This is a genomic window from Sphingomonas faeni (assembly GCF_003053745.1).
In the GTDB taxonomy this organism is placed as follows: Bacteria; Pseudomonadota; Alphaproteobacteria; order Sphingomonadales; family Sphingomonadaceae; genus Sphingomonas; species Sphingomonas faeni.
Genome location: NZ_QAYE01000007.1, coordinates 101,493 through 119,337, shown reverse-complemented (window position 1 = coordinate 119,337; position 17,845 = coordinate 101,493). Strand labels below are relative to the sequence as shown.

The window sequence follows — 17,845 nt, the reverse complement described above, 5'->3', positions numbered from 1 at the left end:
GGAAGGGTGAGGGCACGATTTAGGCGTTACACCGCGTACCGCTCGGCCGTCTCACGGATCAGAGCGATCATGTTCGAAATCCCCTGCGTCCGATTCGAACTCAGCTGCTTACTCAGATCGAAAGGCGCAAGTTCCGCCGTGATGTCGGTAGCGACAATCATACCTGGCGCCTGATCCTGCACCGTCAGCAACACCAACGCGATAATCCCCTTCGTGATCGCTGCGTTAGAGTCCGCCAGGAAATGAAGCCGGCCGTCATCGGTCGTGGTCGGATACACCCAAACCGAAGCCGAGCACCCCCGCACCAACGTCGCATCGGTCTTCAGCGCCTCCGGCATCGGTTCAAGCTCTTTGCCAAGGTCAATCAGCAGGCGATAGCGGTCGTCAGGTTCAAGGAAGTCGTATTCCTCGCGAATGTCGGTGAGAGTGGCCATTCCCCGCCGGTAGCGGTTCGGCCGTAGCGCTTCAACACCAGGGCTCAAAACTAGAGCGCGTATCGTTGAATACCACCACCCCGGCGAAGGCCGGGGCCCAGTTGGGGGACGGCGATGGTGAGGTGCTGTCCTCCGTTACTGCCACTCTCCAACTGGGCCCCGGCCTCCGCCGGGGTGGTCCGCCCTCTAGTCAAGAGCCCTAAAGATCCACCCCGGCCGCGATCGCCTCGAGCTTCTTGATCCGCTCCTTCAGATCCGCGATCTCGATCCGCGATCCGGTCGACACCGCGACCGGCATGCGGCCATCCTGCATGTGATCCAGCTCCATCCGTCGCAGCGAGAGCCATCCGCGCCATCCGGCCAATCCACCGGCGACGATCATCGCCAGCCCCGCAAGGCTCGCCAGCGCCAGGGTGATATAGACGTTCGGTTCGATCATGTCCGCCTCCTAGCGGTCGCGGAGCCGTTCGATCTCTCGGTCGAGATCGACGCTCTTGTGGTTGTCGGTGATCACGCGCTCCAGCACCTGGATGCGCTCCTTCATCTGCTGCACCTCGTCGCGAAGCCGCACCGCCTCGTGATCGTTCATCAATGACGTGCCCTCGGCATGTCGGCCGTTCTTGTGGCGCGATTTGAAGATGCCGGTAATCATCACGATCAGGACGATCATCACGACCATCACCTGTCCACCATTCATGATCTTGTCTCCTAACGGGTCGGTCTAGTTGGCCAGGCGTTCGGTCGCGGGACCGGTATCGCGGAGCAGGTCGATCTCGTTCGAGAGCTCGATCCCGCGGTCGGTGACGATCCGTTCGAGCACCCGGACGCGCTGTTCGAGGCGGTCGGTATGCGCCGCATATTGCGCGGACTTCTCGGCGATCATCTGCGCGTCGAGTTCCATGCGGCGGTGCCGGTAGGCGAACCAGGGCCTGACGAAGACACCGCCGAAGATCGCGAGCAGTCCGCAGCAGATGCCGAGGATCGGGATGAGCAAGGGGCTGAGCATGGTCGTGTCCTTCAGCGGTCGCGGAGGGCGTCGATCTCGCGAGCGGTGCGCTCGGCGGGATCGGTAGCGATGCGTTCGAGGACCGCGATCCGCTCCTCGAGGCGGGAAACCTGACCGGTGAGGCGCTCATTCTCGCTGCTGAGCAGTTCGACTTTTCGTTCGCCAGCCGGGTCCTGCTTGTGCCCGCCGCCCCAGTTCATCGAGTTGCCCCAGTCGTCGCTCGGCGGATAGCCGTGTTTCGTACGGATCCAGTTGTTGACGATCCAGCCGACGGTCGTGATCGCGATGATGGCGATAATGAAACCTGGTCCACCCCAAGCCATAGTCATTCTCCCTGTTGACGCCGCGTCTCAGCGCAGGCTGTCGATCTCTGCCGCGAGGCTGGTGCTGTTGCGGCTGGTATAGTGCGTCTCGATGTCGGCGAGGCGGCGGTCGATGTCGCGGAACTTGCTGCGGACCTCGGCGGTCGAGCGCTTCGGGTTCGAGCGGACGCCCTGCCAGAACTTCGCGTCGTCGGGCGTCTCGTACAGGCCGATCGGCTTGGCATGCCCCATCCAGGCAACCATCCAATAGGCCAGCAGCGTCCAGGGAAATCCCCCGGCGAGCGTCAGGACGACCATGCCGACACGGACGAAGAGCGCATCGACGCCGGTATAGTCGGCGATCCCGGCGCAGACGCCCTTCCACTTGGCGTTCTGCTTATCGAGGTAAAACTGTGTGCGGCTGCCGGACATCTCAGTTCCTCCGATCAGAAGTGCGGTCGGACTGATGGTCCGACAGATACGGCGATTGCGTGGTGCCGAGCCCCGGCTTCCAGTCGGGATTGTCGGCGGCGATGATCCGTTCGACGGTCATCACGCGGTCCTCGAGGCGGCGGGCGAGCATCTGCATCTCGTCGAGCAGCCGTTCATCTTCCTCGGTAATCCGCGGCGCCTGCTTCCACTTGGTGATGTAGTGCAGGATCACCCACGGCAGCCCGATGAAGAGGACCGCGCAGACGAGAACGGGGGTCAGGTCATCCATCTCAGTCGTCCTTCTTCATGCGCGCCTTGAGCGCGGCGAGCTGGGCGTCGACCTTGTCGTTGCTGCGCAACTCGGCGATTTCCTCTTCGAGCGTCTTGACGACCCCGAGCCCCATCGCATCCGCACGGCCCTCGGCCTCGTCGACGCGGCGGTCGAGGATGTCGAAGCGGCTGAACGCCTCGTGCGTCTTCGGGCCGTTGTACATCTCGCGCAGCCGGGTGCGGTTGTTCGCGCTCTCCAGTCGGGTCTGCACCGCGTTCTGCTTGGTGCGCGCCTCGCGGAGCTTGGTCTGGAGCTTGGCGATGTCCTCCTCCGACGCGCGGAGCGCATCGTCGAGCACGCCGACCTCGGCCTTCAACTGCTCGGCCATGTCGAATGCCTTCTGGCGCTCGACCAGGGCTGCCTTGGCGAGATCCTCGCGGTCCTTGCTCAGCGCCAGCTCGGCCTTCTCAGTCCAGTTGTCCTGGAGCTGCTCCAGCTTCGAGATATGGCGGCGCATCTCCTTCTGGTCCGCGATGGTGCGCGCGGCGGAGGCGCGAACTTCGACCAGGGTTTCCTCCATTTCGAGGATGATCATGCGGATCATCTTCGACGGATCTTCGGCCTTCTCGATCAGATCGGCGAAGTTGGCGGCGACGATGTCGCGGGTGCGGGAAAAGATGCCCATGTAAATCCTACTCCAGGGGTCGGCCCGAGGCTCTCAGCGAGTCCGTCGGGAGTCTTATGCCACGATTGCGGTGGTTACCGCGATGGGCGTTGCGTTGGTTGCGATCGCGGGGCCGACCGCGCCGAGGACGCAGGTTGCGCTGACGACGATGGTGCAGAGGGTGGCGGCGACGGTGCGGGCGATGTTGGTGTTGAACATGGTGGATCCCCTTTAAGGATGGTTGGTTCCGCTATTCGGCGGGTTGCCTGAAGCTTTGCATCTCTTGTGCCAGTTTTGAAAACGGCGGGTTTGCAGGGGTTTGTGCGATTTTAGGTGTTCGGACCATGGCGGAAGCTTGCCAAGAGTTGGGAATTCGCGCCAAATCTTTGCCATGGAGCGAACCACACAGGTCATCGGCGAGTCCGGCACGTTCATGGCGGCGCTCGAACGCGCATCGCGGGCGGCGGCGCTGGACCGTCCGGTGCTGGTGATCGGCGAGCGCGGAACGGGCAAGGAACTGGTCGCCGAGCGCCTCCACCGCCTGTCGCCGCGGTGGGACCAGCCGCTCGTCATCATGAACTGCGCAGCACTGCCCGAGACGCTGATCGAGGCGGAATTGTTCGGGCATGAGGCTGGCGCGTTCACCGGCGCGACCAAGGCGCGGGTAGGGCGGTTCGAGGAGGCCGATGGCGGCACGCTGTTCCTCGACGAACTCGGCACGCTGTCGATGGCGGCACAGGACCGGCTGCTGCGCGCGGTCGAGTATGGCGAGATCACGCGGATCGGCTCGTCTCGGCCGATGCGGGTGGACGTGCGGATTGTGGCCGCGACCAACGAGCATCTCCCCGACAAGGTCGATCGCCACGAGTTCCGCGCCGATTTGCTCGACCGCTTGTCGTTCGAGGTGGTGACTCTGCCGCCTCTGCGCGCGCGGACTGGGGACGTGGTGGTGCTGGCAGAGCATTTCGGCCGGCGCATGGCGTCCGAGCTGGGGCGCGAACGCTGGGAAGGCTTCGGCCCGGCGGCTATGGATGCGCTGATCGCCTATCGCTGGCCGGGGAACGTCCGCGAACTGCGTAACGTCGTCGAACGGGCGGTGTATCGTTGGGAACAGGCTGGGCCGATCGACGCGATCGAGATCGACCCGTTCCAGTCGCCGCATCGGCCGGGCGCGTCGACTGCGCCGAAGCCTATGGTTGTGGTGCCGCGCGCGGTCGAACCGGACGAAGGTGAGGACCCGGTCGTCGCGTGCGAAGAAGGCCCCTCGGATTTCAAATCCCGCGTATCCCGCTTCGAGCGCGACCTGCTCTCCCGCGCGTTGTCGGAACACCGCTTCAACCAACGCGCCACCGCCGAAGCGCTAGGCCTGAGCTACGACCAACTCCGCCACGCCCTGAAACGCCACGACCTCCTCAACGCTGGCGGTTAAAGTAATCCTCCCCCGCAAGGGGGAGGTGAATGGCTCTTGCCAGACGGAGGGGGAGGGCACGGAGCAGAGGTTTCGCGTGCCTCCCCCTCCGTCACCTTCGGCGCTACCTCCCCCTTGCGGGGGAGGATCGTAGGTGTTTCGTCACCCGCTCTTCCCCACCAACCCCGCCAGCTTCTTCAACTTCGGCGCGACCACCGGCACGGTCAGCATCGTGCTCGCCAGCGCCATCAGCAGCAGCGCGGTGAACGTCTCATTCGTGATGATCTTCTTATCCAGAAGGATGTTGACGAAGATGATCATGATCAGTGCCTTGGTCTGGAGCAGCCAGCCGATCGCCGAGGCCTCGCCCGGTCGCCACTTCAGGATCCGCCCGGCGGCATGAACCCCCGCCAGCTTGCCGCCGACCGAGGCGACCAGCAGCAACGCCGCCGCGCCGAATACCGCATAGCCGCCGACCGCCCACTGCGTTTTCAACCCGGTGGACAGGAAGAACACCGGCATCACCGCGAGCAGCACGAAATGGCGGAACTGGTCCATCTTCGCGGTCGTGAACCATTTCGAATCGAGCACAGCGCCCGACAGGAACGCGCCGACCATGAAGTGCAGCCCCGCCCAGTCCGCCGCGAACCCGCAACCGGCCAGCCAGATCAGGCTGACATACCAGCGGTCATTCTCCTCGATCCGCGCCATCAGTTTGCGCACGATCAACGTCGCCACCGCGAATCCGACTAGGAATCCTCCCTGCCGACCGACGCGCTCCCAGTCGAGCAGGATCAGCGCCAGCACGCCCCAGATCGCGATGTCGTCGAGGCTCGCATAGCGCAGGATCCGCTGGCCGATCGGCTCGCGTAGCACGTCGAGCTTTTCGAGAAACAGCACGAGGATCGGCAGCGCGGTGACGGCACAGGCCATGCCAATGCCGAGCACCACCTGCCACGTCGCACCGTCCGGCCCGCGCCAGCCGGGGTAGCGCAACATCAACACCGCCGCGATGCTGCCGGTGATCAGCGGCACTGCGAGCGCTAACCCCGCCGTCACGCCGGTCTCGCCGCGGCGCTTCCATGCCTCACCGAGATCGAGTTCGATACCGGCGACCCACACGAACATCATCACCGCCCACCACGCGATGCCGTTCAGAGAGCCCAAGGTCGCAGGCGTGAAGACCGTCGCATAATAGTCGGGATACGCCGCGCCGAGCACGCCGGGCCCGAGCAGGATACCGCCGAAGATCTGCACCACCACCAGCGGCGCCCAGTAATCGGTCCGCCCAAGCCTCCACACCAGATACGGCATTGTGAAGATGATGAGTATCGCGAGGAGGAAGACCTCCGTCGGCGTCATGGCGTGCATGTGAATCCCCCGCGCCGGTCGGTTCCCCCCGCCGGCTTTGTTACGGTAGCGGTATTATGCGTTCAGCGCGGGCACGGCAATATGCGGACATCGGGATCGACCCATCCCGGTTCATTCTTTCCAATGCTTCATAACGGGACAGGTGTCGTCAAAGCGCGGCGGACAGACTGGTCGAGGCGCGACGTTCCGTGCGATCACGCAGCCCATATTGTCGGCGGGAAACCGTCGCAGAACGAAGAGGATCTCGGATGAAACGATCGTTGCTCGCCCTCGCGCTGTTCGCCGCCCCCGCGTTCGCACAGAGCTCCGCGCCGTTCACGATCAACGGGCAGGGGTTCGCGACGTTGCAGGAGGCGGTCTCGTCGATCCGGCTGGGCGCCGCGACGATCCTGATCGCGCCCGGCACCTACCGGCAATGCGCAGTCCAGGCCGGCGGCCACATCACCTTCAAGGCGGTCAAGCCCGGCACCGCGATCTTCGAAAAAGTAGCATGCGAGGACAAGGCCGCGCTGGTCCTGCGGGGGCAGGGCTCGGTCGTCGATGGCCTCGTCTTCCGCGGCTACCGCGTGTCGGATGGCAACGGCGCGGGCATCCGCACCGAGATGGGCGACCTGACCGTCACCAACGCGATGTTCCTCGACAGCCAGGAGGGTATTCTCGGCGGCGAACCGACCGGTCAGAAGATCCAGATCGACCACTCGACGTTTGCCGGGCTCGGCCAGTGCGACGAGTCGCCCGGCTGCTCGCACGCGATCTACCTCGCCAACAAAGGGAGCGTGACGATCACCAACTCGCGGTTCGAGCGCGGGACGGGTGGGCACTACGTCAAGCTCCGCGTGCCGACCGTGTCGATCATCGACAACAGCTTCGACGACACCGCTGGGAAGAAGACCAACTACATGATCGACCTCCCCGAAGGCGCCACCGGCCTGATCGCGCGCAACACCTTCGTGCAGGGGCGCAACAAGGAGAACCACACCGGTTTGATTGTCGTCGCGGCGGAGGCGCAGACGTACCCCTCGACCGGGTTGCGGGTCGAGGGGAACGACGCACGACTGTCGCCTGGGGATGGCAGCAACCCGGCGTTCCTAGCGGACTACAGCCACGACAAGCTGGCGCTGGGGGCAAACCGGCTTGGCACCGGGTTGCGGGCGTTCGAGACGCGGTAGCTTTCCAAAAAGCATGTTCTCCCGCGAAGGCGGGAGCCCAGACTGGACTCCCGCCTTCGCGGGAGAACATGCTTTTGAGAGAGGCGCGGCGCTTAGTTGCCGCAGGTGGTCGCAGCACTCGGATCGAGATCCAGGCACCGCCCATCCAACCCACTGACCGGCAACCCGATCGTCGCCGCCAAGGTCGGCACGATATCCACCGTCTCGACCGAAAGCGGCTGTTCGAACCCGGTCATGCCCTTGCGCCAGAACAGGATCGGCACGCGGCGGTCGTAATCCCACGGCGACCCGTGCGTTTCGACATAGCCGCCCGCCGGCGACACGATCGTCGTCACGCGCGGCTTGAGCAGCACCACCATCTGCCCCGACCGCTCCGGATAGAACGACGCCCGCGCCCGCTCGATCAGCGTCCATGTCTCGGGCGGCGACTTCGCCATCGGTGTCGCCATTATTTCGGCGGCCGAGTACGCACCCGCGATCTGCGGCATCGCGCGATAGCGACGCAGCGCCTCCGCAAGCACCTTCGCCTGCGTCTTCGCCGGCAGCGTGTCGTCGATATAAACGTCGCCCTCGGTCCCGAGTAGCACACTACCCGGCAGCCCCATGTCCTTTGCGATCGCGGTGCCGACCTGCTTGGCGAGGACGTTCTCGTCCATGTGCGCCTCCATCGGCATCGCCCGCTGCTGCTGGCGCTCGGTTGCGTCGTGCGCGCCGTGATCCGCGGTCAGCACGACCTCGTAATCGACGCCGGTCTCATCCATCACCGCGAAGAAATCACCGAGCGTCTTGTCGAGCTGCGCCATCTGGATGCACATCTCCGAGCCCTGCGTCCCGTAGGTATGGCCGACATAATCGGTCGCCGACGCGCCGATATCGATGATGTCAGTCTGCGGACCCTTGCCGAGCTTCATGTCCTGCACAAGCGCCGCCGCCATCGCGAACACCGCAGCGTCGGAGGCTGGCGAAACGCGGAACCCCTTCGCGTCGCCCGCGTCGCGCTCGAAGCGCCCCTGGCCATAGGTCTTGCCCGCGATCACGATCGGATGGTTCACGCCCGCGCAATAGCCGGGCAGCGGCAGCGCCGCCTGTGGCCTGGCGATCAGCGCGGCGACCGCATCGCGCGTGCGCTGGACCGCGGGCGGCACCGCGCGACCGGCATAGGAGACATAGGTCTTGCCGTCCCACCACCATAGCTCGTCGACCTTGTGGCCGCCCATCATCACCGCCGCGCGATCCTTCCCCGCGACCGACACCGAGCGTGTCCGCGGATCGCGCGCCTTCATCATCTCGCCGAGCGTCGGCACCTTCAGGTGCATGTCCGACACGGTATAGCTGTCGTGCGTGCTGCCAGTGACGCGCTCGTCCTCCGAGCAGTAGACGACCTTGTCGGGCCGTCCGGCGCGCTGGTCGATCCAGTTGTTGGCGATGATGCCGGTATGCGCAGGCCGCATGCCGGTCAGGATCGTCGAGTGGCCAGGGCACGTCTCGGTCGCGGCGTGGCTCTGATACCCGCTCGGAAACACCGCGCCGTTCAGCAGTCGGGTGAAGCCGCCGGTATAATGGTTGCGATATTGCTGGAACAGGTCGGCGGCGAACTGGTCGACCGAGATCGCGACGATCAGTTTTGGCGGGGTCGTCGGAGTCGCCGGTGCAGGTGGCGCGGGTGTCGGTGAGGTCTGGGCAGAGACCGAAGCGGCCGAAGTCAGCAGGAGCGCGGCGATAAGTGCTTTCACGAACAGTCCTTTAGCCAACAACGACCATCAAACGGGGCCGTCGCTTTGAAGTGCAATACGAGATCGTCACCGCTATGGCTTTGCGCGATGAACGAAACAAGGATGGCCATGCGCGGATTACGTTGCGTCCTCATGACGGTCTTGCTGGCCGTCTGCGGGCTGGCGAGTGCGCCCGTGCTTGCGGAATCGCTGAACGGCTCCAGCCAGCATCTGATGATGAAGCTGGTCGCCGAAAGCGATCACCCCAAAGCCGGCGCGCCGCTGACGATCGCGCTCGCGACGACGCCCGAGACCGGCTGGCACGGCTATTGGCGCAACCCCGGCGATGCGGGCTTTCCGGCGACGTTCGACTGGACCTTGCCGACGGGCGCGAAGGCGGGCGAGCCCGAATGGCCAGTGCCGACGACGCTGCTGATCGCGGGCCTGATGAACTATGTCTACGAGGCGCCCTATGCGCCGCTCGTGACGATCCAGGTTCCGGCGGGGCTGGCGGCGGGGTCGAAATTCCCGATCCGCCTGAAGACGAGCTACCTCGTCTGCTCCGCGACGATCTGCGTGCCCGAAGAGAAGGCGCTGTCGCTCGATCTCACGATCGGCGACGGCGCGCCATCGCAGGCCGCCGCGTTCGCCGGCTGGCGTCAGGCGATCCCCAAGCTGCTCGATGCCGGCGCGACCTACGCGGCGAGCAACGGGACGATGCGGATCGCGGTGCCGTTCCCGGCAGGCGCGAAGATCGACAAGGCGTATTTCTTCCCGGTCACCACCGGCGCGATCGAGAATGGCGCGGCGCAGACGGTCGCCCGCGGCGGCGACCGACTGACGATCAGCACCAAGGTCGCGGCGAACGCCAAGGCTGGCGGACCGATCGAGGGCGTGCTGCGGATCGGCGACGGGCAGGGGCTCGGCGTCAAGGCGACGCCCGGCGCGGTGGCCGAAGCGGCCGGCGGCGACGCGACTAGCGCGAACGGCGAGAGCCTCTGGCTGACGGCGCTGATTGCATTCGCCGGCGCAGTGCTCGGTGGGCTGATTCTCAACATCATGCCGTGCGTCTTCCCGATCCTCAGCCTGAAGGCGCTGAGCCTCGCGCGCGGTGGCGCCAGCGAGAAGGACGCGCGGGGGGAAGCCTTGGCCTACACCGCGGGCGTCGTGCTGGTCTGCCTCGGCCTCGGCGGCGCGATCCTGGCCTTGCGCGCAGGCGGTTCCGCAGTCGGCTGGGCGTTCCAGTTGCAGCATCCCGGCGCGATCGTCGCGCTGCTGTTGCTGAGCACCGCGATCGCGTTCAACCTCGCCGGGCTGTTCGAAGTCCCGACCCCGCGCTTTGCCGGCGAGAGTGGCGCGAGCGGCGCGTTCGCGACGGGCGCACTCGCCGCGTTCATCGCAACGCCGTGCACCGGGCCGTTCATGGGCGCAGCACTCGGCGCGGCACTGGTGCTGCCTTGGCCGGCGGCGCTTGCTGTCTTCGGCGGGCTCGGGATTGGGCTGTCGCTTCCGTTTCTCGCGATCGGGTTCATCCCGTCGTGGCGGCGGTGGTTGCCGAAGCCCGGCGCATGGATGGAGACGTTCCGTCATATCCTGTCGGTGCCGATGTTCCTGACCGCAATCGCGCTCGGCTGGGTGCTCGGGCGCCAGACCGGCGTGGACGCGTTGACGTTGGCGCTGGTCGCGGTGCTGGCGGTCGGCGCGGTGCTGTGGGTCGGCGGATCTCGCCAGCGCAAGGGCAAGTCGTTCGGCATGGTGGCGCAGATCCTGCTGCTCGTCGTGTTCGTGGGCAGCGCGGTGTTGATCTCGCGCGCGCCGCCGGCCGCCGCCAAGACTGCGACCGCGGGCGACGAGGCGTTCACCGAGGCCAAGCTCGCTTCGCTGCGCGCCGAAAAACGCCCGGTGTTCGTCTACTTCACGGCCGACTGGTGCCTGACGTGCAAGGTGAACGAGAAGGCAGCGATCGACACCGCCGGCGTCCGCGATGCCTTTGCCAAGCATAAGGTGGCTACGCTCATCGGCGACTGGACCGACGGCGACCCGGTAATGGGCCGCTTCATCCAAGCTCACAACCGCGCCGGCGTGCCGCTGTACCTATACTACGCACCGGGTGCCGCCGAGCCCACGGTCCTCCCACAGGTTCTGACCCCCGGCCTACTGGAAGGCTTGGGAGCCTAAAAGGATTCCCCTCCCTGAAAGGGAGGGGTTAGGGGTGGGTAGGCCCATTGGCTGGCCCAGCACCTGCCCCAAGCCGACCCACCCCCAGCCCCTCCCTTCCAGGGAGGGGAGCAAATACACATTCAGACCTTGTGCAGCGCAGCGATGCGTTGCAGCATGGAACCGCAACGCTTGATGGGGAATTGACCGTTTCGATGGGGAAACAAGCGTTCGACGAGATCATGGGCACACCGGGCGACACGACCGCCCGGCCCGAACTGGCGGCTCTCGGCAAGTGGATCGAGGATACGCCCGACGCCGAGCTGCGACGCCGGCAGGAAGCTGCCGAGACGACGTTCCGGCAGCTCGGCATCACCTTCGCGGTCTACGGCGAGAATGAAGCGGCCGAGCGTATCATCCCGTTCGACATCGTCCCGCGCGTGTTCCTCCACGACGAATGGACGCGGCTCTCCGAAGGCCTCGTTCAGCGCGTCGAGGCGATCAACGCGTTCCTCGACGATATCTACGGCGAGCGTCGTATCCTGAAGGAGGGCATCCTTCCCGAAGACCTCGTGCTCGGGAACGCGCAGTTCCGTCCCGAGATCGCCGGTATCCGTCCTCCCCACGGCGTATGGGCGCACATCTGCGGCATCGATCTCGTCCGCACCGGCCCCGACGACTTCTTTGTCCTCGAGGACAACGCGCGCACGCCGTCCGGCGTCAGCTACATGCTCGAAAACCGCGAGGCGATGCTCCGTCTCTGCCCCGAACTGTTCCGCGAGTTCCGCGTCGCGGCCGTCGACAGCTATCCCGATTTGCTGCTCGAGACGATGAAGTCGGTCGCGCCGCACGGCACGGGCTCGAACCCGACCTGCGTGCTGCTGACCCCTGGCCACTACAACTCCGCCTATTACGAGCACAGCTTCCTCGCGGACTCGATGGGAATCGAACTTGTCGAAGCCGCCGATCTTGTCGTGGACGACGACATCGTCTGGATGCGGACGATCGCGGGGCGGGTGAAAGTCGACGTGATCTATCGCCGGATCGATGATGATTATCTTGACCCGCTGGTGTTCCGTCCCGATTCCGCGCTCGGCGTCCCCGGGCTGATCGCAGCCTACGCCGCCGGCAACGTCGCAATCATGAATGCGCCGGGCAACGGCATCGCCGACGACAAGGCGATCTACAGCTACATGCCCGACATCGTGAAGTTCTACTCGGGCGGCGAGTGCAAGCTGCGTAACGTCGAAACGTGGCGCTGCCGCGAACCGCAGGCGCTCAAGTTCGTCCTCGACAATCTCGAAGACGTCGTCGTCAAGCTGGTCGACGGCTCAGGCGGCTACGGCATGCTCGTCGGCCCCACCGCCTCGAAGCAGGAGATCGAGGATTTCCGCGCCGCGCTCATCGCCGAACCCCATCGCTACATAGCGCAGCCCACGCTAGCCCTCTCCACCGTCCCGACGATGGCACAAGGCGGGCTCAGCCCCCGCCATGTCGACTTCCGCCCGTTCGTCCTGAGCGGTGCAAAAGGAGTCCAGGTCGTACCCGGTGGCCTCACCCGCGTCGCGCTCAAGGAGGGATCGCTGGTGGTCAATTCCAGCCAGGGCGGCGGCACCAAGGACAGCTTCGTGCTCATGGCCGACCAGTCACAGCGGATGAACGCCGGCGGGATGGCTCAGACGATGGGCGGCATGACGCAGACTCTCGGTGCACAGACGTCGGGCGGGACCGCCTGATGCTGTCGCGCACCGCATCCTCGCTCTACTGGCTCGGCCGCTATTTCGAGCGCGCCGACTTCATCGCCCGGCTCGTCGAGGCCACCGTTCGCCTCGACGTGCTCTCGTCGCAACCTTCGGGCGATGCCGCCTGGGCGTCTGCGCTCGCCGTGACCGAAACCGACGAAGCCTTCGCCGCGACCGGCGTCGAGATCGGCCAGCGCGACGTCGTGCGCTTCCTGACGCTCGATTCGAGCCATCCGGGATCGATCGTCCGCTGCCTCGACATGGCGCGCAACAATGCCAAAGCGGTCCGCACAGCGCTGACCCGCGAGGCGTGGACCGCGATCAACCGCGCATGGCTGCTGTTCGAGAACCGCGCGACGCCGGGCAGCACGACCTCGCAGCTGAACCTCGTAGAGGCGGTCAAGAACGAGACTCGCGGCTTCGAGGGCGCGGTCCACCGCATGCTCCGCAACCAGACGACCTGGTTCATCCGGCTCGGCCAGGCGGTCGAGCGCGCAGACAACACCGCGCGTCTGCTCGACGTCAAATACCACATCCTGCTGCCCGAGGGCGAACGGCTCGGCGGCGCTATCGACCGTGACCAGTGGACGACGATCCTCCAGACCGTGTCCGCCGTTACGGCCTATCGCTGGCTCTACAATGACGGGCTTCGTCCCGCCGATGTCATCGACCTACTCCTTGCCCGGTCCGAACTACCACGCAGTCTGGCCGCGTCGGTTGAGGAGACCGTCGACGTGCTCAACCTGCTCGCCAAGCGGACGGGCAACCACGGCGAGGCCGACCGGATGGCTCGGATGCGTGCGTCGCGGATGGCGAAAACGCGATCGGGCGAGGTCATCGCCTCCGGGCTGCACCAGTATCTGCAGGCGTTCATTGCCGAGAACGCGCTGCTGCACGGCGCGATCGGCCGTCAGTTCAAGTTCCTCTGATGCGGTTGTCGATCGACCATCACACGATCTACCGCTTCGCGCAGCCGCAGGGTCGCCTGGTGCAGATGCTCCGCCTCACACCCGAGAACACGCACGACCAGACGGTAGCGTCGTGGCGGATCGACGTCGATTGCGACGCGCGGCTGCGACCCGGTCGAGACGGTTTCGGCAACGCGGTGACGATGTTGTATGCCGAAGGGCCGGTCGACGGTATCGAAATCACCGTGAAAGGCGAGGTGCTGACCAGCCATTCCGACGGCGTCCTGCACGGCGTGCACGAGACGCTCCCACCCGCGCTGTTCCTCCGGTCCACCGAGGCGACCGTCCTCGATACAGCAATCGCCAAATTCGCGGTCAATGCCGCCGAGGGCGCCCGCGATCGGATCGGCGCGTTGCATCGTTTGAACCGAGCGTTCCATAAGCGGTTTGCATTCGACGCCGGACGTCCCGAACCCGGCCGGACCGCCGCCGCGGCGTTTCGCATGGATAGCGCCACGCCGCGCGACATGGCGCAGATGTTCGCTGTCGCCGCGCGATCGCTCGGCGCGCCGGCGCGGTACGTGTCAGGCTATCATCACAACGATCACGAGGTCGTGCATCTCCCGACCCCACACGGCTGGGCGGAGGCATTCGTCGACGGGCTCGGCTGGGTCGGCTTCGATCCGTGCACGGGGATGTCGCCGGAGGAACATTACGTCCGAGTCGCGATGGCGCTCGATGCAGCGGGAGCGGCGCCGGTGGCGGGCTCGCGACTGGGCGAGGGTGGCGAGGAGCTCGACGTCGACGTGGTGGTCCAACGCGAGGACTGAGATGTGTTTCCCCGCGAAGGCGGGGATCCAGACTGGGCTCCCGCCTTCGCGGGAGAACAAGAAGCGCTCGGGTTTGGGCTATTACCGCCCCGGCGAAGGCCGGGGCCCAATTGGCAAGGCCGGAGTGACGAAGCGCAGAACTTAGTTAGCAGCGTTTCCCAATTAGGCCCCGGCCTTCGCCGGGGTGGTGGCTTTTGAATGGCCGCCGGGCCATCCAACTACTTTAGCTACAACTTCAAACCAAAACCGCAACCCGCGCAGCCTGAGTCGCCAAATCAGCATCCTCCAACCGCCGCCACCCCGCCGGCCCTAGCACCTCCAGCGGTCGATACCGCGTCTTGTACTCCATCCGCGGCGAGCCCTTCACCCAATATCCGAGATACACGTACGGTAGCCCGGCATCGCGGGCGCGCAGGATATGGTCCATGATGATGAAGTTGCCGAGCCCCGGTCGCGCCGCGTTGTCGGCCGCGAAGAAGCTGTATACCATCGACAGGCCGTCCGCCTGGCGATCGGTCAGGCAGGCACCGATCAGCGCGCCCTGAACGCCGTCGACGCTCGGCTCGCGATACTCGACGATCACCGAATTGACCGGCGAATGCTCGATCATGTCGGCATAGTCGTCCTCGTCCATCCCCGCCATGCCGCCGCCCGGATGCCGCGCCCCGAGGTAACGGCGCAGCAACTGGAACTGCTCGTCGGTCGCCCACGCCTTGCAGGCGGTCACCTCGATATCGCCGAGCCGCTTCAGCAATTTGCGCTGCGTCGCGTTGGGCACGAACTCGTCGGTCACAACGCGGACCGAGACGCACGCCGTGCACCCCGCGCAAGACGGCCGATACGCCACGCCCTGGCTGCGACGAAACCCGATCCGACCGAGCGCATCGTTCAACTCGTTCGCATGCGGACCGGTCAGCTCGGTGAACACCTTGCGCTCCTGACGATCCGGCAGATACGGGCACGGCGCAGGGCTGGTGACGAAGAAGCGCGGAAAACGAAAGGGCGCAGTCACCGAGCGGAAAGTCCTTCAGGCAGGCGCGATCAGCCGCGTCGCCTCGTATATGGCCGCCCAGCGCAAACGTGCAATCGGTTTACCACGAATGTCGGTTAACGCGGTAAATCACCGTATCAGAATGGGATTATGCCAGCTCGACGGTCGACGTCTCGTAACCGCCAGCCCGCAGTGCCCCCACCAGCCGATCGAGATGCGCGCGGTCGCGGAGCTCGCATTCGATGTCGGTGATCAGGCCCTTCGCCGGCAACGTCGTGAAGACGCGCTGGTGATAGATCTCGATGATGTTGACGCGTTCCTGGTCGAAGATCCGCGCGACATGGAACAGCGCGCCGGGCTTGTCCTGCAACCGGATTCGCAACCGTGCGAGACGCCCCGACCGCGCCAGATCGCGCAACAGCACGTTGGCGAGCAGCCGCGTATCGATATTGCCCCCGCACAGCACGATCCCGACGGTCTTCCCCGCGAACCGCTGGGGATGCGACAGCAGCGCGGCGAGCCCGGCGGCACCCGCACCCTCGACGACCGTCTTCTCGATCTGCAGCAGCAGGCTGACCGATTCCTCAAGGCTGCGCTCGCTGACAAGAACGATGTCATCGACCAGTTCGGCGACGATCTTCGAGGTGATCGCGCCCGGCTCCTTGACCGCGATGCCCTCGGCCAGCGTATCGCCCGCGCAGGCCATGTCGGTGCCGTTGATCCGGTTGTACATCGACGGGAACAGCTCGGCCTGCACGCCGACGACTTCGATCGGGTGACCGCCGGTCTGCTGGCTCAATGCGCGCGCGACCGTCGACATGCCCGAGATCAGCCCACCGCCGCCGATCGGGATGACCAGAGTATCGAGTTGCGGCACGTCCTCCAGCATCTCGATCGCGACGGTGCCTTGCCCTGCAATGACGCGCGGATCGTCGAACGGGTGGACGAAGGTGAACCCGCACTCGCCCTCGAGGATACGCGCGTGCGCATAGGCCGCGTCGAACGTCTCGCCGTGCAACACGACGTTGGCGCCGTGCCCTTCGGTCTGCATCACCTTCACGGTCGGCGTGTTGGTCGGCATCACGATCGTGGTCGGGATGCCGAGCCGGTTGGCATGATAGGCGAGGCCCTGCGCATGATTGCCCGCCGACGCGGCGATGACGCCCTTCGCGCGCGCTTCGGCCGACAGCTGCAACAGCGTGTTGAGCGCCCCGCGCTCCTTGTACGCCGCGGTGAACTGCAAGTTCTCGAACTTCAGATACACCGTCGCGCCGGTCATCTTGCTCAGCGTCTTGCTGATCAGCGTCGGCGTGCGGACGATCGAGTCGCGGATCCGGTCATGCGCGACGCGGACGTCGTCGATCGAGACGGGGAGGGTGGGTGCCGCTACGGCAGCGTGGGTAGCCATGTCCGACCCGCTAGACCATCTGGCGCGCGTGGGAAACACCGCTTATGCGCGGACGCTATGGCAAAACTGGCATTCATCGGAACCGGCGTCATGGGCGCGCCGATGGCGGGACACCTCGCCGCGGCTGGGCACGACGTCACCGTCTATAATCGGACTCAGGCCAAGGCGTTGGCATGGGCCGATAAATATGGCGGCAAGGTTGCCGATACGCCGGCCGCCGCGGCGAAGGACGCCGACGCGGTGTTCGCCTGCGTCGGCAACGACGACGATCTGGCCTCGGTCACTCTAGGCGACGACGGCGCGTTCGCGGCGATGCGCGACGACGCCGTGTTCGTCGATCACACCACCGTCTCCGCCTCGATCGCGCGACGCCTCGCGGGCGAGCGCACGCTCGTCGTCGACGCACCGGTATCGGGCGGACAGGCTGGCGCGGAGAACGGCAAGCTCTCGATCATGTGCGGCGGTTCGGCCGAGGCGATGGCGAAGGCCGAACCCTTCATGCAGGCCTATGCCGCGCGGATCGTCCATGTCGGCGAAGCAGGCGCAGGGCAGACCACCAAGATGTGCAACCAGATCGCGATCGCCGGCGTCATCCAAGGCGTCGCCGAATCGCTGCGGTTCGCGCAAAACTCCGGCCTCGATCTCGACAAGGTGTTCGAGGCGATCTCGGGCGGCGCGGCGCAGAGCTGGCAGATGGTCAATCGCTGGCCGACGATGGCGAAGGACGAGTTCGACTTCGGCTTCGCGGTCGACTGGATGCGCAAGGACCTTGGCCTCGCGCTCGACGAAGCGCGACGTAACGGCGCGGTTCTGCCGGTCGCAGCGCTGGTCGATCAATTCTACGCCGATGTTCAGGCGATGGGCGGCGCCCGCCAGGATACGAGCGCGCTGGTACGGAGATTGCCGAAGTGATCAAGCGCAACACCACAGCACTGCTCCTCTCCCTGAAAGGGAGGGGCCGGGGGTGGGTTGGCCCATTGTCCAGGCACCAGGCTGCCCCAACCAGCCGACCCACCCCCAACCCCTCCCTTCCAGGGAGG

The 17,845-nt window shown here is 65.6% G+C and carries 20 protein-coding genes; 7 read left to right on the top strand and 13 right to left on the bottom strand.

Annotation, left to right across the window (positions count from 1 at the left end):
- Nucleotides 1–26: 26 nt before the first annotated feature.
- The 9 genes from C8J25_RS13615 to C8J25_RS20770 form a co-directional block, all read right to left on the bottom strand.
- A complete protein-coding gene (locus C8J25_RS13615; protein WP_107954894.1) occupies nt 27–434 on the bottom strand; it encodes a SufE family protein in 408 nt (135 codons plus the stop codon).
- A gap of 199 nt (nt 435–633) precedes the next feature.
- Nucleotides 634–873, bottom strand: coding sequence for a hypothetical protein (locus tag C8J25_RS13610; RefSeq protein ID WP_056482364.1), 240 nt, complete (start codon nt 871–873; stop codon nt 634–636).
- A gap of 9 nt (nt 874–882) precedes the next feature.
- On the bottom strand, nt 883–1,131 hold the full coding sequence (locus tag C8J25_RS13605; protein ID WP_107954893.1) for a hypothetical protein: 249 nt from the start codon (nt 1,129–1,131) through the stop codon (nt 883–885).
- A 24-nt stretch (nt 1,132–1,155) separates the two neighbouring features.
- On the bottom strand, nt 1,156–1,440 hold the full coding sequence (locus C8J25_RS13600) for a hypothetical protein (protein WP_056058216.1): 285 nt from the start codon (nt 1,438–1,440) through the stop codon (nt 1,156–1,158).
- A gap of 11 nt (nt 1,441–1,451) precedes the next feature.
- Nucleotides 1,452–1,763 carry a bZIP transcription factor gene (locus tag C8J25_RS13595; RefSeq protein ID WP_056058221.1) on the bottom strand — a complete coding sequence of 104 codons (312 nt, stop codon included), beginning with the start codon at nt 1,761–1,763 and terminating at the stop codon, nt 1,452–1,454.
- A gap of 27 nt (nt 1,764–1,790) precedes the next feature.
- Nucleotides 1,791–2,174 carry an envelope stress response membrane protein PspC gene (gene pspC, locus C8J25_RS13590; protein WP_056058224.1) on the bottom strand — a complete coding sequence of 128 codons (384 nt, stop codon included), beginning with the start codon at nt 2,172–2,174 and terminating at the stop codon, nt 1,791–1,793.
- A gap of 1 nt (nt 2,175) precedes the next feature.
- Entirely contained in the window at nt 2,176–2,463 is a 288-nt protein-coding gene (gene pspB / locus C8J25_RS13585) for an envelope stress response membrane protein PspB (RefSeq protein WP_107954892.1), read from the bottom strand.
- 1 nt (nt 2,464) lies between these two features.
- Nucleotides 2,465–3,130, bottom strand: coding sequence for a phage shock protein PspA (pspA, locus tag C8J25_RS13580; RefSeq protein WP_055878009.1), 666 nt, complete (start codon nt 3,128–3,130; stop codon nt 2,465–2,467).
- Between the two features lie 54 nt (nt 3,131–3,184).
- On the bottom strand, nt 3,185–3,328 hold the full coding sequence (locus C8J25_RS20770) for a hypothetical protein (RefSeq protein WP_167397723.1): 144 nt from the start codon (nt 3,326–3,328) through the stop codon (nt 3,185–3,187).
- 172 nt (nt 3,329–3,500) lie between these two features.
- Here C8J25_RS20770 and pspF point away from each other — a divergent pair, with 172 nt between their 5' ends.
- The gene (gene pspF, locus C8J25_RS13575) at nt 3,501–4,538 is read left to right on the top strand and encodes a phage shock protein operon transcriptional activator (protein WP_107954891.1); all 1,038 of its coding nucleotides are present in this window, start codon (nt 3,501–3,503) and stop codon (nt 4,536–4,538) included.
- A 141-nt stretch (nt 4,539–4,679) separates the two neighbouring features.
- Here the strand turns inward: pspF and C8J25_RS13570 are convergent, their stop codons facing one another.
- A complete protein-coding gene (locus C8J25_RS13570; RefSeq protein ID WP_107954890.1) occupies nt 4,680–5,888 on the bottom strand; it encodes a cation:proton antiporter in 1,209 nt (402 codons plus the stop codon).
- Between the two features lie 248 nt (nt 5,889–6,136).
- Between C8J25_RS13570 and C8J25_RS13565 the strand changes: the two genes are divergently transcribed.
- A complete protein-coding gene (locus C8J25_RS13565; protein ID WP_107954889.1) occupies nt 6,137–7,057 on the top strand; it encodes a right-handed parallel beta-helix repeat-containing protein in 921 nt (306 codons plus the stop codon).
- A gap of 92 nt (nt 7,058–7,149) precedes the next feature.
- Here C8J25_RS13565 and C8J25_RS13560 read toward each other — a convergent pair whose 3' ends face one another.
- Nucleotides 7,150–8,790 carry an alkaline phosphatase family protein gene (locus C8J25_RS13560; RefSeq protein ID WP_107955029.1) on the bottom strand — a complete coding sequence of 547 codons (1,641 nt, stop codon included), beginning with the start codon at nt 8,788–8,790 and terminating at the stop codon, nt 7,150–7,152.
- Nucleotides 8,791–8,898: 108 nt separating this feature from the next.
- Between C8J25_RS13560 and C8J25_RS13555 the strand changes: the two genes are divergently transcribed.
- The 4 genes from C8J25_RS13555 to C8J25_RS13540 all read left to right on the top strand — a co-directional run bounded on the left by C8J25_RS13555 (nt 8,899) and on the right by C8J25_RS13540 (nt 14,406).
- Nucleotides 8,899–10,947, top strand: a complete 2,049-nt coding sequence (locus C8J25_RS13555) for a protein-disulfide reductase DsbD family protein (protein ID WP_208622605.1) — start codon at nt 8,899–8,901, stop codon at nt 10,945–10,947.
- Between the two features lie 194 nt (nt 10,948–11,141).
- A complete protein-coding gene (locus C8J25_RS13550) occupies nt 11,142–12,662 on the top strand; it encodes a circularly permuted type 2 ATP-grasp protein (RefSeq protein WP_107955028.1) in 1,521 nt (506 codons plus the stop codon).
- A complete protein-coding gene (locus tag C8J25_RS13545) occupies nt 12,662–13,597 on the top strand; it encodes an alpha-E domain-containing protein (RefSeq protein ID WP_056048449.1) in 936 nt (311 codons plus the stop codon). The genes C8J25_RS13550 and C8J25_RS13545 overlap by 1 nt, the downstream gene beginning before the upstream one ends.
- On the top strand, nt 13,597–14,406 hold the full coding sequence (locus C8J25_RS13540; RefSeq protein WP_056048451.1) for a transglutaminase family protein: 810 nt from the start codon (nt 13,597–13,599) through the stop codon (nt 14,404–14,406). The genes C8J25_RS13545 and C8J25_RS13540 overlap by 1 nt, the downstream gene beginning before the upstream one ends.
- 235 nt (nt 14,407–14,641) lie before the next feature.
- On the opposite strand, the gene C8J25_RS13535 is transcribed toward C8J25_RS13540, so the two are convergent.
- A complete protein-coding gene (locus C8J25_RS13535) occupies nt 14,642–15,418 on the bottom strand; it encodes an arginyltransferase (RefSeq protein WP_107954887.1) in 777 nt (258 codons plus the stop codon).
- A gap of 127 nt (nt 15,419–15,545) precedes the next feature.
- Complete coding sequence (locus C8J25_RS13530; protein WP_107954886.1) at nt 15,546–16,805, bottom strand: threonine ammonia-lyase; 1,260 nt, start codon at nt 16,803–16,805, stop codon at nt 15,546–15,548.
- A gap of 57 nt (nt 16,806–16,862) precedes the next feature.
- On the opposite strand from C8J25_RS13530, the gene C8J25_RS13525 reads away from it, so the two are divergent.
- Nucleotides 16,863–17,717: an NAD(P)-dependent oxidoreductase gene (locus tag C8J25_RS13525; RefSeq protein WP_107954885.1), complete on the top strand. Its 855-nt coding sequence runs from the start codon at nt 16,863–16,865 to the stop codon at nt 17,715–17,717.
- The last annotated feature ends 128 nt before the right edge of the window (nt 17,718–17,845 follow it).

What these genes read in the sequence shown, in the direction of transcription:
- C8J25_RS13615 (WP_107954894.1), bottom strand. Translation starts at nt 434, where the DNA reads ATGGCCACTCTCACCGACATTCGCGAGGAATACGACTTCCTTGAACCT.
- C8J25_RS13610 (WP_056482364.1), bottom strand. Translation starts at nt 873, where the DNA reads ATGATCGAACCGAACGTCTATATCACCCTGGCGCTGGCGAGCCTTGCG.
- C8J25_RS13605 (WP_107954893.1), bottom strand. Translation starts at nt 1,131, where the DNA reads ATGAATGGTGGACAGGTGATGGTCGTGATGATCGTCCTGATCGTGATG.
- C8J25_RS13600 (WP_056058216.1), bottom strand. Translation starts at nt 1,440, where the DNA reads ATGCTCAGCCCCTTGCTCATCCCGATCCTCGGCATCTGCTGCGGACTG.
- C8J25_RS13595 (WP_056058221.1), bottom strand. Translation starts at nt 1,763, where the DNA reads ATGGCTTGGGGTGGACCAGGTTTCATTATCGCCATCATCGCGATCACG.
- pspC (WP_056058224.1), bottom strand. Translation starts at nt 2,174, where the DNA reads ATGTCCGGCAGCCGCACACAGTTTTACCTCGATAAGCAGAACGCCAAG.
- pspB (WP_107954892.1), bottom strand. Translation starts at nt 2,463, where the DNA reads ATGGATGACCTGACCCCCGTTCTCGTCTGCGCGGTCCTCTTCATCGGG.
- pspA (WP_055878009.1), bottom strand. Translation starts at nt 3,130, where the DNA reads ATGGGCATCTTTTCCCGCACCCGCGACATCGTCGCCGCCAACTTCGCC.
- C8J25_RS20770 (WP_167397723.1), bottom strand. Translation starts at nt 3,328, where the DNA reads ATGTTCAACACCAACATCGCCCGCACCGTCGCCGCCACCCTCTGCACC.
- pspF (WP_107954891.1), top strand. Translation starts at nt 3,501, where the DNA reads ATGGAGCGAACCACACAGGTCATCGGCGAGTCCGGCACGTTCATGGCG.
- C8J25_RS13570 (WP_107954890.1), bottom strand. Translation starts at nt 5,888, where the DNA reads ATGCACGCCATGACGCCGACGGAGGTCTTCCTCCTCGCGATACTCATC.
- C8J25_RS13565 (WP_107954889.1), top strand. Translation starts at nt 6,137, where the DNA reads ATGAAACGATCGTTGCTCGCCCTCGCGCTGTTCGCCGCCCCCGCGTTC.
- C8J25_RS13555 (WP_208622605.1), top strand. Translation starts at nt 8,899, where the DNA reads ATGCGCGGATTACGTTGCGTCCTCATGACGGTCTTGCTGGCCGTCTGC.
- C8J25_RS13550 (WP_107955028.1), top strand. Translation starts at nt 11,142, where the DNA reads ATGGGGAAACAAGCGTTCGACGAGATCATGGGCACACCGGGCGACACG.
- C8J25_RS13545 (WP_056048449.1), top strand. Translation starts at nt 12,662, where the DNA reads ATGCTGTCGCGCACCGCATCCTCGCTCTACTGGCTCGGCCGCTATTTC.
- C8J25_RS13540 (WP_056048451.1), top strand. Translation starts at nt 13,597, where the DNA reads ATGCGGTTGTCGATCGACCATCACACGATCTACCGCTTCGCGCAGCCG.
- C8J25_RS13530 (WP_107954886.1), bottom strand. Translation starts at nt 16,805, where the DNA reads ATGGCTACCCACGCTGCCGTAGCGGCACCCACCCTCCCCGTCTCGATC.
- C8J25_RS13525 (WP_107954885.1), top strand. Translation starts at nt 16,863, where the DNA reads ATGGCAAAACTGGCATTCATCGGAACCGGCGTCATGGGCGCGCCGATG.